The sequence below is a fragment of the Pseudomonas sp. RIT-562 genome, assembly GCF_026241895.1.
In the GTDB taxonomy this organism is placed as follows: Bacteria; Pseudomonadota; Gammaproteobacteria; order Pseudomonadales; family Pseudomonadaceae; genus Aquipseudomonas; species Aquipseudomonas mandelii_F.
Genome location: NZ_JAPJIV010000005.1, coordinates 168,970 through 184,051, shown reverse-complemented (window position 1 = coordinate 184,051; position 15,082 = coordinate 168,970). Strand labels below are relative to the sequence as shown.

Here is a 15,082-nt window from a genome sequence, read left to right as displayed (position 1 = left end):
CGTCACTTCCTTAACGTGGCGTTCAACCTTTGTTCGAGCGAGGTGAGGATGTTTTGCGTCGTGGTATTCACCTCATCGTCATTAAGAGTGCGCGATGGATGCTGCCAGGTCAAGCCGACTGCAAGGCTTTTTCTATCAGGATCAATGCCTTTACCCTGATACACGTCAAATAGCCTGAGGTCTGTCAGCCATTCGCCTGCATTTTCACGGATTACGTCGAGTACTGCGCTCGCTGCGACGTCTTTCTGCGCGATCAGTGCCAGGTCACGTCGCACTTCAGGAAAGCGCGATAACTCCTGGAATTTAGGCATTTTACCCAGTGCCACTTCGGCCAGAACCAGCTCGAATACGAACACCGGACGGTCGAGACCGAGGGTTTTCGACAGTTCCGGGTGAATGGCGCCGACGAAGCCGACCAGGCGCCCTTCACGTTCGATGCGCGCGGTCTGACCCGGGTGCAGCGCTGGGTGTTTGCCCGGCACGAACGTGAACGAATCCAGTGCGCCGGCGAAGCCTAATACCGCTTCCACGTCAGCCTTGACGTCGAAGAAGTCGACGACGTCGCGACCTTGTGCCCAGCCTTCAGGCAGGCGACTACCGCACACCACACCGGCGATCATCGGCTCTTGCTTGAGGCCTTCCAGCTGACCGACGAAACGCAGGCCGCTTTCGAACAGGCGGACGCGGTCCTGCTGGCGGTTCAGGTTGTGCTGCAGCGCCTTGACCAGGCCTGGCCACAGCGACGAACGCATGGCGGCCATGTCGTTGGAGATCGGGTTGGCCAACAGCAGCGGTTCAACACCTGGATTAAACAACTCGAATTGTTTCGGATCGATGAAGCTGTAGGTAATCGCTTCCTGATAACCACGGGCGACCAGCAGGCGACGCAGTTCCGGCAGGTCGCTGCGGGCTTCGGCCTTGGCTTGCGGAGCCAGGCGGGCTTGCGGGTAACGAACCGGCAGACGGTTATAACCGTACAGGCGGGCCAGTTCTTCGATCAGGTCGACTTCCAGGCTGATGTCGAAGCGATGGCTTGGCACTTCTACGCGCCACTGCCCTGCCCCGTCGGCGGAAATTTTCAGGCCCAGGCCGTTGAGCAGGCGCTCGACTTCGGCCGCTTCCATTTCCATGCCGAGCATCTGGCTGATGCGCTGTGCCCGCAGGGTGACTGGTGCGATGGAAGGCAGGTGCTGTTCGCTGACGGTTTCGATGATCGGGCCGGCTTCGCCGCCAGTGATTTCCAGCAGCAGGCCGGTGGCGCGCTCCATGGCTTCACGGGCCAGTTGCCAGTCCACGCCACGCTCGTAGCGGTGCGAGGCGTCGGTGTGCAGGCCGTAGGAACGGGCCTTGCCAGCGACGGCGATCTGGTCGAAGAAGGCGCTTTCGAGGAACACGTCACGAGTGGTCGCGGTGTTGACGCCGCTGTGCTCGCCACCCATGACGCCGGCGATAGCCAGGGCGCGGGTGTGGTCGGCGATGACCAGGGTATCGCTACGCAGGCTGACTTCCTGACCGTCGAGCAGTACCAGCTTCTCGCCTTCTTCAGCCATGCGCACACGGATGCCGCCATTGATTTCGGCGAGATCGAAAGCGTGCAGCGGCTGACCCAGTTCCAGCATCACGTAGTTGGTGATGTCGACGGCGGCGTCGATGCTGCGCACGTCGGAACGACGCAGGCGCTCAACCATCCACAGCGGAGTCGGCTTGGACAGGTCGACGTTGCGGATCACCCGCCCCAGGTAACGCGGGCAAGCGGCAGGCGCCAGGACTTCAACCGAGCGCACTTCGTCGTGCACGGCTGGCACGCTGGCCACGACCGGACGGGTGACTTCGGCGGCGTACAGCGCGCCGACTTCACGGGCCAGGCCGGCCACGGACAGGCAGTCGCCGCGGTTCGGGGTCAGGTCGACCTCGATGCTGGCGTCGTCCAGGCCCAGGTATTCACGGATGTCCTGGCCGACCGGTGCATCGACCGGCAATTCCATCAGGCCGTCGTTGCCTTCACCAACCTGCAGCTCGGCTTGCGAGCACAGCATGCCGTTGGACTCGACGCCCCGCAGCTTGGCTTTCTTGATCTTGAAGTCGCCCGGCAGCTCGGCGCCGATCATGGCGAATGGGATCTTCAGGCCCGGGCGCACGTTTGGCGCACCGCACACGACCTTGAAGGTCTCAGCGCCATTGCTGACCTGGCACACGCGCAGCTTGTCGGCGTCCGGATGCTGCTCGGTGCTCAGTACTTCGCCCACCACCACGCCACTGAATTCACCGGCGGCCAGCGTAACGCTGTCGACCTCAAGACCGGCCATCGACAGACGAGCAACCAGCTCGTCGCGACTTACCTGCGGGCTTACCCAGCCACGCAGCCATTGTTCACTGAATTTCATCCTGCTCTCCTAAGAATTCGTTACGACTAGCGAAATTGCGCGAGGAACCGCAAGTCGTTGTCGAAGAACAGACGCAAGTCGTTCACGCCGTAACGCAGCATGGCCAGACGCTCGACGCCCATGCCGAAGGCAAAGCCCGAAAACTCTTCCGGGTCGATGCCGGACATGCGCAGCACGTTCGGGTGAACCATGCCGCAGCCCATGACTTCCAGCCAGCCAGTCTGCTTGCAGACACGGCAGCCTTTCCCGCTGCACATCACGCATTCCATGTCGACTTCAGCGGATGGCTCGGTGAACGGGAAGTACGAAGGACGGAAACGCACGGCCAGCTCTTTTTCGAAGAACACCCGCAGGAACTCTTCGATCGTGCCTTTGAGGTCGGCGAAATTGATGTCGCGATCGACCAGCAGGCCTTCGACCTGGTGGAACATCGGCGAGTGGGTGATATCGGAGTCGCTGCGGTACACACGGCCTGGGCAGACGATGCGGATCGGCGGCTGTTTCGATTCCATGGTGCGTACCTGTACCGGCGAGGTATGGGTGCGCAGCAACATGTTGGCATTAAAATAGAAGGTGTCATGCATCGACCGGGCCGGGTGATGGCCTGGGATGTTGAGCGCTTCGAAGTTGTGATAGTCGTCTTCGACCTCAGGGCCTTCGGCAATGCCGTAGCCGATGTGGGTGAAGAACTGTTCGATTCGTTCCAGAGTACGAGTAACCGGATGCAGACCACCCGAGGTCTGGCCGCGGCCAGGCAGGGTCACGTCAATGGACTCGGCAGACAGTTTGGCGGCCAGGTCGGCCTCTTCAAACAGTGCCTTGCGGGCATTGAGAACCTCTGTGACACGCTCCTTGGCAACGTTGATCAGGGCGCCGACTTGCGGACGCTCTTCTGCCGGCAGATTCCCCAGGGTCTTCATCACCTGAGTCAATTCGCCCTTCTTGCCAAGGTAGTGAACCCGGATTTGCTCCAGGGCATTGATATCTTCAGCGCTTTGCACAGCCTCTAGTGCTTGAGAGACGAGCGCATCCAGGTTTTCCATGTACAGACTCCAGATACAAAATAGGGGAAGAGCTTGAAGGCTCTTCCCCTATTTATGACGTTTAACACCTGGCCCCACAAAGGTGAGGCAGGGTGACTGTCGGGGGTACTTAAGCCAAGGTGGCTTTAGCTTTCTCGACAATCGCAGCAAACGCCGCTTTTTCGTTCACTGCCAGATCAGCCAGAACCTTACGGTCGATCTCGATGGACGCTTTTTTCAGGCCGGCGATGAAACGGCTGTAGGACAGACCGTTGATACGTGCACCAGCGTTGATACGAGCGATCCACAGAGCGCGGAACTGACGTTTTTTCTGACGACGGTCACGGTAGGCGTATTGGCCTGCCTTGATTACCGCTTGCTTGGCAACACGGAATACGCGCGAACGAGCGCCGTAGTAGCCTTTAGCAAGTTTCAGAATTTTTTTGTGACGTTTACGGGCAATGACGCCACGCTTTACACGAGCCATGAGTTACTTCCTCTATTCTTGACTAAAATTAACGAAGGCGCAGCATGCGCTCGACTTTTGCCACGTCAGACGGATGCAGCAAGCTGCTACCGCGCAGTTGACGCTTACGCTTGGTCGACATTTTAGTCAGGATGTGGCTCTTGAAAGCGTGCTTGTGCTTGATACCGTTAGCAGTTTTCAGAAACCGCTTAGCAGCACCACTTTTCGTTTTCATTTTTGGCATGTTCGGATACTCCGCATTCAGTTGATAAACATAATCAGAAGGCCTGCCGTGCCCTATTGATTACTTCTTCTTTTTCGGGGCGATGACCATGATCAGTTGGCGTCCTTCCATCTTAGGATGCTGTTCGACCGAACCGTACTCGAGCAAGTCACCTTCAACTCGCTTGAGGAGTTCCATCCCCAGCTCCTGGTGGGCCATCTCACGGCCGCGGAATCGCAAGGATACCTTGGCCCTGTCCCCATCACTCAGGAAACGTACCAGGTTGCGCAGTTTTACCTGGTAATCCCCTTCCTCCGTCCCTGGACGAAACTTGATTTCTTTAACCTGAATCTGCTTCTGGTTTTTCTTGGCTGCGGCAACCTGCTTCTTCTTTTCGAAGATCGATTTGCCGTAGTCCATCAGCTTGCAGACAGGAGGTACAGCATCGGCGGAAATTTCCACCAAATCGAGCTTGGCTTCTTCAGCCTTAAGAAGCGCGTCTTCAATTGACACAATCCCAAGCTGCTCGCCTTCAGCCCCAATTAACCGAACCTCGCGTGCCGAGATATTCTCGTTGATCGGGGCTTTCGGTGCAGCTCGTTTATCTTGTCTCATTTCACGCTTAATAGTAATTACTCCGAATCTGGGCGACCACGCCGGGAAACCGCTTGCGCGAGAAACTCAGCGAACTGGGCGACGGGCATCGAGCCCAGGTCAGCACCTTCACGAGTACGCACAGCGACAGTCTGCATCTCGACTTCCCGATCTCCGATAACCAAGAGATAGGGAACCTTGAGCAAAGTATGCTCGCGGATTTTAAAGCCGATCTTTTCATTTCTCAAGTCAGACTTGGCACGAAATCCGCTTTCGTTGAGAGTTTTTTCAACTTCAGCGGCGAAATCAGCCTGCTTGTCAGTGATGTTCATGATCACTGCCTGGGTCGGAGCCAGCCACGCAGGGAACGCGCCCTCGTAGTGCTCGATCAGGATTCCGACGAAACGTTCGAAGGATCCGAGGATCGCCCGGTGCAACATAACCGGGTGCTTGCGACTGTTGTCTTCGGAGACGTATTCGGCTCCCAGACGGACAGGCAGATTAAAATCGAGCTGCAGGGTACCACACTGCCAGACGCGGCCAAGGCAATCTTTCAGCGAGAATTCGATCTTCGGACCATAAAAAGCGCCCTCGCCCGGTTGCAGATCGTACGGCAGGCCCGCGCTATCAAGGGCTGCAGCCAATGCCGCCTCGGCGCGATCCCACAGCTCGTCGGAACCAACGCGTTTTTCCGGACGAGTGGACAGCTTCATCTCGACGTCTTTGAAGCCGAAATCGGCATAGACGTCCATGGTCAGCTTGATGAACGCTGCTGACTCGGCCTGCATCTGCTCTTCGGTGCAGAAGATGTGGGCGTCATCCTGGGTGAAGGCACGCACGCGCATGATGCCGTGCAGCGCACCCGATGGCTCGTTGCGGTGGCACGCACCGAACTCGGCCAGGCGCATCGGCAGCTCGCGGTAGCTTTTCAGGCCCTGGTTGAACACCTGCACGTGGCACGGGCAGTTCATCGGCTTGATCGCGTAGTCGCGGTTTTCCGACTGGGTGGTGAACATGTTGTCGGCGTAGTTGGCCCAGTGCCCGGATTTTTCCCACAGGCTGCGGTCAACGACTTGCGGAGTCTTGATCTCCAGGTAACCGTTGTCGCGCTGAACCTTGCGCATGTACTGCTCGAGCACCTGGTACAAAGTCCAGCCGTTCGGGTGCCAGAACACCATGCCCGGCGACTCTTCCTGGGTGTGGAACAGGCCCAGACGCTTGCCGATCTTGCGGTGATCGCGTTTTTCAGCTTCTTCGATGCGCTGGATGTAAGCCGCCAGCTGCTTCTTGTCCGCCCAGGCAGTACCGTAGACGCGCTGCAACTGCTCGTTCTTGGCATCGCCGCGCCAGTAGGCGCCGGACAACTTGGTCAGCTTGAAGGATTTCAGGAAGCGGGTGTTCGGCACGTGCGGACCGCGGCACATGTCGACATATTCTTCGTGATAGTACAGGCCCATGGCCTGTTCGTTCGGCATGTCCTCGACCAGGCGCAACTTGTAGTCTTCGCCACGGGCCTTGAAAACTTCGATCACTTCGGCGCGCGGAGTGACTTTCTTGATCACGTCGTAATCTTTCTCGATCAGCTGCTGCATGCGCTGTTCGATGGCGGCCAGGTCGTCCGGGGTGAAAGGACGTTCGAAAGCGATGTCGTAATAGAAGCCTTCGTCGATGACCGGACCGATGACCATCTTGGCCGTCGGGTACAGCTGCTTGACCGCGTGGCCAACCAGGTGGGCGCAAGAGTGGCGAATGATCTCCAGCCCCTCTTCATCCTTTGGCGTAATGATTTGCAGCGTGGAATCGCTGTCGATGATGTCGCTGGCGTCGACCAGCTGGCCATTGACCTTACCGGCCACGGTGGCTTTGGCCAGGCCTGCACCAATGGATGCGGCGACCTCGGCTACGGAAACCGGGTGATCGAATGAACGTTGACTGCCGTCGGGAAGAGTAATAGTTGGCATGGCGCCTCCTCTCCTAGTGGTGACCCCTACCAAAGGTCACGTGGGTTGGGATGAGCCAGTACAAGATCCGATCCAGGCCATTCAATGACGAACGCCTGCCTTACAGCGGCAGGAGCCTTGCGGCCAACCGGAAACCGAACCAGAGTGACTGGGATTCAAATCAGGGTTATTCGAGCCTGTGCCGCCACCGGGACTGAAGGTCATCCGGAGCCTGCAAACGCCCGAGCGCAGCATGCTAGCACAGATGAACGGTCGCCGACGCCAGGCAGTACGCCGCGAGGGTAAAACAGGGCTTTTTATGCCAGAGTGCTGAACTTGAACCGGGTTTTACCCCTCAGATAACAAGACATTGACCCACAAGGAGCATCCCCGCATGCGTCTGAATCGTTTATTCGCCATCGTCGCCCCCGTCGTCCTGCTGCTGCCACTGGCCGCCCACGCGGACTGGCCGAAGGGCGAGCGCGAGAAATACATGGCTCAGTGCACCCAGGCGGCCACGCCGCAGATCGGCGCGGCTGCTGCCAAGTCCCACTGTGCCTGTGGCGCCGATGCAATCAAGTCGTACCCGGCCAGCGACATCCAGGCACTGATGGACAACAAGGCCAGTGACGCGCTGAAACAGAAAGCCCTGACCCAGATCGCCTCCTGCAAAGCCGATCCGAAGGCGAAAAAATAAGCCCGGCCGATCGCTTTTTTGGCCGAGACGAGCACTAAAAAGCCCCTGAAAACCGCCTTTTCCTACAAATTTTTCAGGTTTTTAAGCTTTTTTTATCGTCTTTACTTTCGGCTGAGAGCCTTTTAAACCGGGGCTTTCAGCCAATATGAGCAGCAAAGCAAGCGTGACTGCAGGGCAAACAGCTTCTCCGGGGGGCTCCCAAAGCGAACATTTCGACTATGATACCCCGGTGTGCCCAGTTGGCCTGAGCAGCACAGTACTGAAAAAATATATGTTTCTTGGAGATACACCATGTCTAATCGCCAAACCGGCACCGTTAAGTGGTTCAACGATGAAAAAGGCTTCGGCTTCATCACTCCTCAAGGTGGCGGTGACGACCTGTTCGTACACTTCAAAGCTATCGAAAGCGACGGTTTCAAAAGCCTGAAAGAAGGCCAAACCGTTTCCTTCGTGGCTGAGAAAGGCCAAAAGGGTATGCAAGCTGCACAAGTTCGCCCAGAGTAAGTTTCTGGCGCACTAAAAAAACCCCGTCCATGTGACGGGGTTTTTTATGCGCGCAACAAAAGAGCTGTCAGCCGCAGTTGACGCGGGTAACTACTCGGGCCGCATCGGTATTGAGATTCAGGCGGTCGGAGCGGTATTCCAGGGTGACCATGTCATCGGGCAACAGGAAACGGGCATTCTGTGCCCCTGCGCGAGTGCGCGCCTGCTCCAGCAATTCAGGTGAAGCCTTCTTGCCGATGGCGAATTCGGCAGCCTTTGCTTCGCAGCGGCTGTGACCCGCTTCAGTCGCCGCTACAGGGTCTGTTGCCGACTCGGAGGACGTACTGCTGCAGCCTGCCAACAACGTGGCGGCCAACAAAGTACCCAGTGACGCAAGCTTCCAAGGCATGAAGCCTCCTCTTTCAATAGTTAAGCTGAGATCGTGCGACCGCTAATCTGGCGATTGGTTTCACCGCCGGTGATAGCACCCTGCCCTCAGGCCGGATAATTGCCAAGTTTGCCTGAGCACCGTCCTGTAGATCATTGTTCAATCGTGACTGGATATGAACAAGCTTCAGTAGACGTCGATGTAGTCAAACGGTGGATTTGGCCAGTTCTCTTTCAGCGCGTTATAGATCTGCATCACCCACACCTCATCGCTGGCGGCGATGCGCCCGACATAACCGGAACCCTTGGCCCAGGTCTCCAGGCGAAACAGCAGGTCGCCGATATCGGTGCCGCCGACCACGCCTGAGGAGATATAAGCGATTCCGTCTTTGGTGACGCGCAGCTGGGTGTGCTCATCGTCACTGGCCGAGGCCAGCAATTGGCGAACGGCATCGAGGGTCAAGCCGTCGGGCGTGTTCAAATCAATCTGCACGGAGTAGTCCTTGGGCAATCTTCAAAGACCAAGTGTCGCATAGCCCTCCCCTCATGCCTAAGTCGGAGTGCCAAACGTCGCGCAAAATGGTTAACTTCGCCAACTGACTTCCACCCTTTCACGAGCGCCATTCATGACCACCGTAAGTATCGACGCCGACATCAAGGCCAAGTGGCCACAGGGCCACAGCTCCTATAGCCCGGGCAGCCCGGAAGAGTTGGCAATCATCGGCATAGATCTTCTGGTCAAGGAACTGGGGACCGAAGCAGCCCAGTCGTTTATCACTCAGGTATTCGAGAAATACCCGGCGAACTATCTGGGCGTCGCGTACACGCCAGGCAAGTAACTCCCGCAGGCTGGCACCTGCGGGAACTGGCCGCTTACTTGAGACGCGCCAGACGCTCGGTCAGCAGGTCAAAGAAGCCCTGGGCATCACCGTTTTCAACCCAGAACGCGTTTTTCGGCGCTTTCAGGCCGTCGTACCAGTCGACGATGGTCTGGCCGAAGGTCGGGCCTTCGCGGCTATCGACTACCACGTTGACCTCGCGACCGCTGAACAGCTCGGGCTTGAGCAGGTAGGCGATGACGGTGGCGTCGTGCACCGGGCCACCGGTCATGCCGTAGTGCTCCATATCGCCCTTGACGTATTCATTAAGAATATCGCCCACCAACTTGCTGGCATTGTTTTTCAGGGCCGCGATCTGCTTCAGGCGCGCGTCGCTGGTGAGGATCTTGTGGGTCACGTCGAGTGGCAGATAAGTCAGCTTCACGCCGCTCTTGAGCACCACTTCTGCCGCCTGCGGGTCCGCGAACAGGTTGAACTCGGCCACCGGGGTAATGTTGCCGCCATTGAAATGCGCGCCGCCCATGATCACCACTTCCTTGATGCCCTGGACGATCTCGGGCTCCTGGATCAGCGCCAGCGCCAGGTTGGTCTGCGGACCGAGCATGGCGATCGTGATGCTGTGGGGCTTGGCAGCTTTCAAGGTGTCGATCAGGTAGTTGACCGCATTGCCTTCGGCCAGGCCTTTTTTCGGTTCATGCACGGTGACACCCGACAGGCCTTCCTTGCCATGGATGTTCTCGGCGTAGATCGGCGTGCGCATCATCGGCCGGGCTGCACCGGCATACACCGGCACCTCCTCGCGCCCTGCCCACTCACGTGCCAGTCGCGCATTGCGCGAAGTCTTGTCCAGGCGCACGTTACCGGCCACGGTGGTCAGCGCACGAATGTTCAGCTCTTCAGGGGACGCCAGGGCAAACAGCAAGGCCACCACGTCGTCGGCACCAGGGTCGGTGTCGATGATCAGGTCGATCTTTTCCGCCGCCTGGGCGCCTGTTGCAGTAATCAAGGACAAAAGCAGCAAACTCCGGATCAGTTGGTGCAGTTTCTGAGCATAGCGGTGCATAGCGCACTCCTTGTGCGTGGGAAAACAGTGAGGTCGAATCTCTAGAAGGTCACTCCGGCGATCAGCACGATGTTGCAGTACGGCTGGCACTCGCCCGTTCGCACAACCGCCCGCGCCTGACGACTGAGAACCTTGAACTGGTCATGGCTGAGCAGCTCGCGTCTACCCAGCTCGCCGGCGGCATCGAGCTCGTCGAGAGTGGCCAGCGCTGTCGGTTGTTTCTCGAGTATTTCCTGGGCCAGCACATGGCTTTCGACCTGCATTTCACTGAGCACGACCTTCAGGGTGCTGATGAAATCCGGGACGCCATGGGTCAGCGCCAGATCGATCAATTCGACGCCAGCGGGTACCGGCAGGCCGGCATCGCCGATCACGAGCATGTCGCCATGGCCTAGGGAGGCGATCAGTCGCGACAGTGCGACGTTAAGCAGAGGAGTCTTTTTCATAGGGTCTTGAAGGCCTGTACTTCGGACAACGTGGGAATGGAGGGCTGTGCGCCGGCACGGGTCACCGACAGCGCCGCAGCCACCTGGCCGAAACGGATCGCTGCGGCTTCGCCCTGACCCTTTGCCAGCGCCGCCGCGAAACCGCCGACGAAGGTGTCGCCGGCCGCCGTGGTGTCGATCGCCTTAACGTCTGGCGCGGGAAAATGCTCGAAGCTGGCGCCATCAGCGAACAGCGAGCCCTGGGCGCCAAGGGTGATGATGACCTTGCCGGCGCCCATGGCGATCAGTTGGGTCGCGGCCGCCTTGGCCGTGTCCAGGGAATCCACCGGCAGGCCGCTGAGCGCCGTGGCCTCGCTCTCATTGGGGATCAGGTAATCGATGTGGGCGTACCAGTCTGCCGGCAGCGGACGACTGGCCGGCGCCGGATTGAGGATCACGACCTTGCCCAGCTCGCGGGCACGCTTGAGGGCATGTCCGACCGAGGCGTCGGGTATTTCCAGCTGGCAGATAATCACGTCGGCGGCCTGCAGCACCGAATCGAAGCAGCCGATGACTGCCGGGGTCAGCGCCCCGTTGGCGCCGGCGACGATCACGATGGCGTTCTGACTATTGTCATCGACCACAATCAGCGCGACTCCGCTGGAGCCATCGACGATGCTGACCGCCTGGCAGTCGATCTGCTCGGCCAGCAGTGCGTCGCGCAGCTCCCGGCCATAAGCGTCGCTGCCGACACAGCCGACCATCGATACCTGCGCACCCAGCCGGGCGGCGGCGACTGCCTGGTTGGCGCCCTTGCCGCCGGACACCGTGGCGAACGACTGGCCGATCAGGGTTTCACCGCCACGGGGCAGCCGCGGCGCCCGGGTGACCAGGTCCATGTTCAGGCTGCCTATTACCGCTACTTTTGCTGGCATTCGTCACTACTCGTCAATTCTGTTTCAGTGATGCGGTTGGTTCAGCGGTACTCGACAAAGACTCCCGCCACCGGCGCTGTCGATTCTCGCAAGACAATACTGGGGGTCACGATCCGCTGGTCGGTGGCCATGGCCGGGGAGGCAATTCGGCGCAGAAGCACTTCTGCGGCCATTTCGCCGAGTTGCAGGATCGACTGGCCGACGGTGGTCAGCGCCGGATACACGTAGCGGCTCATCTGGATATCGTCGAAGCCGATCACCGACAGCTCGCTGGGCACTCGGATATTGCGCTCGGCTGCCGCACGCAGCACGCCGATGCCAATCATGTCGTTGCCGGCGAATATCGCACTGGGCGGATTGTTTTCCAGTAACTGCGCCGCCGCAGCGTAACCGCCGGTACTGGTGAAATCGCTCTCGAGCATGCGCTCTTGAGGCACCTCGATACCCGCTTCATGCAACGCCCGGCAGAAACCCGCCAGACGCATCTGCGCCACACTGGTACTCGCCGGACCGCCAATCGTGGCGATGTCCCGATGCCCGAGTTCCAGCAGGTGCCGGGTCGCGAGGTACGCCCCGTATTCGTGATCGATGCGCACCATATCGGCATTGACGCCTTCCAGGCTGCGGTCGACGATCACCATCGGCGTGCGCACGCCCGCCAGGCCTTCCGCCAACCCGGCATCGCCGCCAGCGGACGCCACGATCAAGCCGTCGATGCGTTTTTCCAGGAGCACCCGCAGGTAGCTGCGCTGCTTGTCCGGGTTGTCGTCGGAGTTGCACAGGATCACGCAGTAACCGTTGCGCTCGCAGTAGTCCTCGATCCCCCGCGCCAGTTCGGCGAAGTACGGGTTGAGGCTGTTGGGTACCAGCAGGCCGATGGTCGCCGTGGTCTTGGCCTTCAGCGAGCGGGCCACTGCGCTTGGCACGTAGTCGAGGGTCTTGATGGCCGCCTCGACCTTGATCCGCACTTCTTCGCTGACCGGGCGGGTCTTGTTCACCACATGAGACACCGTGGTGTAGGAGATTCCCGCCAGGGCGGCGACGTCCTTGATGGTTGCCATGACTCAGGTCCGCCGGCTTGCGCGCTGACTGCGATAAGTATCCAGCACCACCGCGATCACGATGACCGCACCGGTGATGATGCGTTTGGTGGGCTCGGTCGCGCCGATCTGCGCCAGGCCGGCCGCCAGCACGGAAATGATCAGCACACCAAAGAAGGTGCTGATCACCGATCCGCGGCCACCCATCAGGCTGGTACCGCCGATGACCACCGCCGCGATCACTTGTAGCTCCAGGCCAGAACCGGCGTTGGGGTCGGCGGCTTCCAGGCGCGAGATCTGGAACAGCGCGGCGATACCGGCCAGCAGCCCCATCAGACTGAACACCAGGATCTTGTACGGCTTGGGATTGATCCCCGCCAGGCGCACGGCTTCTTCGTTGGTGCCAATACCGATCAGGTAGCGACCGAACACGGTACGGGTCAGCACCGCCTGGGCGATGATGATGATCAGCAAGGCGATGATGAACGATGGCGAGATACCGAACGCAATCGGGTTGGACAGCCAGGCGAAGGCATCGCCGATGTACGCGGTGCGCGAACCTGTCATCTGATACGCCACGCCTCGCGCCATCTCCAGCACGCCAAGCGACACGATAAACGATGGAATGCGCCAGGCCACGGTGATCGAGCCCGTGATGGTGCCGGCCAACGCCGCAATCGCCATGCCGAGCAAAGCGGCCGGCAATACGCTCCAACCCCAGCCGAGTATCGCCACGCTGACCGCCGAGGCCGCGAGCGCCAGCACCGAGCCCACCGACAGGTCGATGCCGCCGATGATCAACACAAACGTCATGCCGACCGCCAGCACCATCAGGTCGGGAATCTGGTTGGCCAGGGTGCTGAAGGTGTCATAGGACAGGAAGTGGCTGCTCAGCACGGAGAACAGCGCGATCATTGCCAGCAAGGCACCGGCCAGGCCCAGGTAAGTACCGAGGCCGTAGAAGTTGTCACTTCGTTTGCCAACAGACGTTGCAGTTTTCATTGAGGATCCCTAGGCGCTGCTTCGTTGAGCAACGCATCACGTTTTTGGTAGCCGGCAAAGGCGGCAGCAAGCAAATCATCCTGGGTCCAGGTATCGCGCTCGAACGTGTCGATCAGGCGCCCGGCCGACAGCACGCCGATGCGGTCACAGATCAGCATCAATTCGCGCAGGTCGCTGGAAACCACCACCAGCGCCTTGCCCTGGCGGGTCAGCTCACCGAGCAAGGCATAGATGTCGAACTTGGCGCCGACGTCGATGCCGCGGGTCGGCTCGTCGAACAGCATCACCGAGCAATCGCGTTCGAGCCAGCGGCCGATTACAACCTTCTGCTGGTTGCCGCCGGACAGCTGCGACACCAGTTGCGTCGGACTCGAACTGCGGATACGCATGGCGTCGATCTGACGTTGGGCCAGGGACATCTCGTCGCCGCTGTTGACGATGCCGCCACTGGAAATCACCGGCATGTTGCCCAAGGCAATGTTCGCGCTGATCGACTGGGTCAGCAGCAAGCCTTCGCCCTTGCGATCCTCGGTGATCAGCGCAATGCCATGCCCGACTGCATCGGCCGGCGATCGGATGCTCACCACCTGCGCCGGCGAACCCAGGGCCACGGTGCCGCTGTCGGCGATATCCGCGCCGAAGATCAGCCGCAGCAATTCGGTGCGCCCTGCCCCGATCAGCCCGGAAATTCCGTAGATTTCGCCAGCGCGCACTTCGAAGGAGACATCGCGAACCTTGTCGGAACGGCTCAGGCCCTTCACCGTCAACGCCGGTGCGCCAATGTTGCGCGGGCCCATCTCCATGTGTTCGCCCAGCTCACGCCCGACCATCAGCGTGACCAGTTGCTCGCTGTTGTAGTTGGCCATCGGCTCGACGCAGACCAGGTTGCCGTCGCGCAGCACCGCGATGCGTTGGGCCACCCGCGCCAGTTCTTCGAGGCGGTGCGAGATATAGATGATGGAAACACCACGCGCTTGCAGGCGGGTGATCTGTTCAAAGAGCATCTCGACTTCCCGGGCCGTGAGCATCGCCGTGGGTTCGTCGAGGATCAGCACATGGCAATCGCCGATCAGGTTGCGGGCGATCTCGACCATCTGCTGGTGACCGATGCCGAGCTCGCCGACCAGGGTGTCCGGGTCGATCGCGTCGAGCCCGACCTGGGCCATGGCTGCGATCGCCGCCTTGCGCAGTTGCTTGCGACTGATCCAGCCAGCGGTACTCGGCAGATTGTGCAGGAACAGGTTTTCCGCCACCGACAGGGTTGGCAGCAAATTGAGCTCCTGCATGACCATGCGGATGCCCAGGTCTTCGGCCTGGGTGCGGCTGCCCGGGCGGTAATCCTGGCCCTGGAACTGCATCTGCCCGGTGGTCGGAGTGACGAGGCCGCCGATGATTTTCGACAGCGTGCTTTTACCCGCGCCGTTTTCACCGGTCAACGCCAGCACTTCGCCGCGCATCAGCGTCAGGTCGATGCCGGTGAGGACAGGCTGGGCGTAGGTCTTGCCGACACCGCTGACCGAGAGGACAGCATTCGCAGCGGAAACTGACATAAAAACTCTCCATGCGCTCGCTCAGGAAGAGC

17 protein-coding genes are annotated in these 15,082 nt (G+C 59.8%); 3 read left to right on the top strand and 14 right to left on the bottom strand.

Annotated elements, in window-relative coordinates:
- Positions 1 to 2: 2 nt before the first annotated feature.
- The 6 genes from pheT to thrS form a co-directional block, all read right to left on the bottom strand.
- Positions 3 to 2,384, bottom strand: a complete 2,382-nt coding sequence (gene pheT, locus ORL50_RS09345; protein WP_266013039.1) for a phenylalanine--tRNA ligase subunit beta — start codon at positions 2,382 to 2,384, stop codon at positions 3 to 5.
- A 26-nt stretch (positions 2,385 to 2,410) separates the two neighbouring features.
- Entirely contained in the window at positions 2,411 to 3,427 is a 1,017-nt protein-coding gene (pheS, locus tag ORL50_RS09340) for a phenylalanine--tRNA ligase subunit alpha (RefSeq protein ID WP_007905876.1), read from the bottom strand.
- A gap of 109 nt (positions 3,428 to 3,536) precedes the next feature.
- Positions 3,537 to 3,893: a 50S ribosomal protein L20 gene (gene rplT / locus ORL50_RS09335; RefSeq protein ID WP_007905879.1), complete on the bottom strand. Its 357-nt coding sequence runs from the start codon at positions 3,891 to 3,893 to the stop codon at positions 3,537 to 3,539.
- Positions 3,894 to 3,921: 28 nt separating this feature from the next.
- Positions 3,922 to 4,116: a 50S ribosomal protein L35 gene (gene rpmI / locus ORL50_RS09330; RefSeq protein ID WP_002553160.1), complete on the bottom strand. Its 195-nt coding sequence runs from the start codon at positions 4,114 to 4,116 to the stop codon at positions 3,922 to 3,924.
- Positions 4,117 to 4,176: 60 nt separating this feature from the next.
- Complete coding sequence (gene infC / locus ORL50_RS09325; protein WP_176469887.1) at positions 4,177 to 4,728, bottom strand: translation initiation factor IF-3; 552 nt, start codon at positions 4,726 to 4,728, stop codon at positions 4,177 to 4,179.
- Positions 4,728 to 6,650, bottom strand: a complete 1,923-nt coding sequence (gene thrS, locus ORL50_RS09320) for a threonine--tRNA ligase (protein WP_266013021.1) — start codon at positions 6,648 to 6,650, stop codon at positions 4,728 to 4,730. Before thrS ends, infC begins: the two co-directional genes overlap by 1 nt.
- Before the next feature lie 373 nt (positions 6,651 to 7,023).
- On the opposite strand from thrS, the gene ORL50_RS09315 reads away from it, so the two are divergent.
- Complete coding sequence (locus tag ORL50_RS09315; protein ID WP_122838303.1) at positions 7,024 to 7,326, top strand: hypothetical protein; 303 nt, start codon at positions 7,024 to 7,026, stop codon at positions 7,324 to 7,326.
- A 291-nt stretch (positions 7,327 to 7,617) separates the two neighbouring features.
- Entirely contained in the window at positions 7,618 to 7,830 is a 213-nt protein-coding gene (locus ORL50_RS09310) for a cold-shock protein (protein ID WP_003179963.1), read from the top strand.
- Between the two features lie 67 nt (positions 7,831 to 7,897).
- On the opposite strand, the gene ORL50_RS09305 is transcribed toward ORL50_RS09310, so the two are convergent.
- Together ORL50_RS09305 and ORL50_RS09300 are read right to left on the bottom strand one after the other, a co-directional pair.
- Positions 7,898 to 8,218, bottom strand: coding sequence for an I78 family peptidase inhibitor (locus ORL50_RS09305; RefSeq protein WP_266013004.1), 321 nt, complete (start codon positions 8,216 to 8,218; stop codon positions 7,898 to 7,900).
- Between the two features lie 165 nt (positions 8,219 to 8,383).
- Positions 8,384 to 8,689, bottom strand: coding sequence for a hypothetical protein (locus tag ORL50_RS09300; protein WP_266013001.1), 306 nt, complete (start codon positions 8,687 to 8,689; stop codon positions 8,384 to 8,386).
- A gap of 133 nt (positions 8,690 to 8,822) precedes the next feature.
- Between ORL50_RS09300 and ORL50_RS09295 the strand changes: the two genes are divergently transcribed.
- Positions 8,823 to 9,035, top strand: a complete 213-nt coding sequence (locus tag ORL50_RS09295; protein ID WP_266012998.1) for a hypothetical protein — start codon at positions 8,823 to 8,825, stop codon at positions 9,033 to 9,035.
- Positions 9,036 to 9,069: 34 nt separating this feature from the next.
- Here ORL50_RS09295 and ORL50_RS09290 read toward each other — a convergent pair whose 3' ends face one another.
- From ORL50_RS09290 to ORL50_RS09265, 6 genes are read right to left on the bottom strand one after another with little or no spacing between them, the layout of a single operon-like run.
- On the bottom strand, positions 9,070 to 10,098 hold the full coding sequence (locus tag ORL50_RS09290; protein WP_266012994.1) for a nucleoside hydrolase: 1,029 nt from the start codon (positions 10,096 to 10,098) through the stop codon (positions 9,070 to 9,072).
- A 41-nt stretch (positions 10,099 to 10,139) separates the two neighbouring features.
- Positions 10,140 to 10,544, bottom strand: coding sequence for a D-ribose pyranase (gene rbsD / locus ORL50_RS09285; RefSeq protein ID WP_266012991.1), 405 nt, complete (start codon positions 10,542 to 10,544; stop codon positions 10,140 to 10,142).
- Positions 10,541 to 11,458 (bottom strand): ribokinase, encoded by a 918-nt coding sequence (gene rbsK, locus ORL50_RS09280; protein WP_266012988.1) that lies wholly within the window; start codon positions 11,456 to 11,458, stop codon positions 10,541 to 10,543. Before rbsK ends, rbsD begins: the two co-directional genes overlap by 4 nt.
- 41 nt (positions 11,459 to 11,499) lie before the next feature.
- Complete coding sequence (locus ORL50_RS09275; protein ID WP_266012985.1) at positions 11,500 to 12,519, bottom strand: LacI family DNA-binding transcriptional regulator; 1,020 nt, start codon at positions 12,517 to 12,519, stop codon at positions 11,500 to 11,502.
- A gap of 3 nt (positions 12,520 to 12,522) precedes the next feature.
- Positions 12,523 to 13,500, bottom strand: coding sequence for an ABC transporter permease (locus ORL50_RS09270; RefSeq protein ID WP_266012983.1), 978 nt, complete (start codon positions 13,498 to 13,500; stop codon positions 12,523 to 12,525).
- Positions 13,497 to 15,050 carry a sugar ABC transporter ATP-binding protein gene (locus ORL50_RS09265; protein WP_266012981.1) on the bottom strand — a complete coding sequence of 518 codons (1,554 nt, stop codon included), beginning with the start codon at positions 15,048 to 15,050 and terminating at the stop codon, positions 13,497 to 13,499. The genes ORL50_RS09270 and ORL50_RS09265 overlap by 4 nt, the downstream gene beginning before the upstream one ends.
- Positions 15,051 to 15,082: the final 32 nt, after the last annotated feature.

What these genes read in the sequence shown, in the direction of transcription:
- pheS (WP_007905876.1), bottom strand. Translation starts at nt 3,427, where the DNA reads ATGGAAAACCTGGATGCGCTCGTCTCTCAAGCACTAGAGGCTGTGCAA.
- ORL50_RS09275 (WP_266012985.1), bottom strand. Translation starts at nt 12,519, where the DNA reads ATGGCAACCATCAAGGACGTCGCCGCCCTGGCGGGAATCTCCTACACC.
- rbsD (WP_266012991.1), bottom strand. Translation starts at nt 10,544, where the DNA reads ATGAAAAAGACTCCTCTGCTTAACGTCGCACTGTCGCGACTGATCGCC.
- rbsK (WP_266012988.1), bottom strand. Translation starts at nt 11,458, where the DNA reads ATGCCAGCAAAAGTAGCGGTAATAGGCAGCCTGAACATGGACCTGGTC.
- ORL50_RS09265 (WP_266012981.1), bottom strand. Translation starts at nt 15,050, where the DNA reads ATGTCAGTTTCCGCTGCGAATGCTGTCCTCTCGGTCAGCGGTGTCGGC.
- thrS (WP_266013021.1), bottom strand. Translation starts at nt 6,650, where the DNA reads ATGCCAACTATTACTCTTCCCGACGGCAGTCAACGTTCATTCGATCAC.
- ORL50_RS09305 (WP_266013004.1), bottom strand. Translation starts at nt 8,218, where the DNA reads ATGCCTTGGAAGCTTGCGTCACTGGGTACTTTGTTGGCCGCCACGTTG.
- rplT (WP_007905879.1), bottom strand. Translation starts at nt 3,893, where the DNA reads ATGGCTCGTGTAAAGCGTGGCGTCATTGCCCGTAAACGTCACAAAAAA.
- ORL50_RS09270 (WP_266012983.1), bottom strand. Translation starts at nt 13,500, where the DNA reads ATGAAAACTGCAACGTCTGTTGGCAAACGAAGTGACAACTTCTACGGC.
- ORL50_RS09290 (WP_266012994.1), bottom strand. Translation starts at nt 10,098, where the DNA reads ATGCACCGCTATGCTCAGAAACTGCACCAACTGATCCGGAGTTTGCTG.
- ORL50_RS09315 (WP_122838303.1), top strand. Translation starts at nt 7,024, where the DNA reads ATGCGTCTGAATCGTTTATTCGCCATCGTCGCCCCCGTCGTCCTGCTG.
- ORL50_RS09310 (WP_003179963.1), top strand. Translation starts at nt 7,618, where the DNA reads ATGTCTAATCGCCAAACCGGCACCGTTAAGTGGTTCAACGATGAAAAA.
- ORL50_RS09295 (WP_266012998.1), top strand. Translation starts at nt 8,823, where the DNA reads ATGACCACCGTAAGTATCGACGCCGACATCAAGGCCAAGTGGCCACAG.
- pheT (WP_266013039.1), bottom strand. Translation starts at nt 2,384, where the DNA reads ATGAAATTCAGTGAACAATGGCTGCGTGGCTGGGTAAGCCCGCAGGTA.
- rpmI (WP_002553160.1), bottom strand. Translation starts at nt 4,116, where the DNA reads ATGCCAAAAATGAAAACGAAAAGTGGTGCTGCTAAGCGGTTTCTGAAA.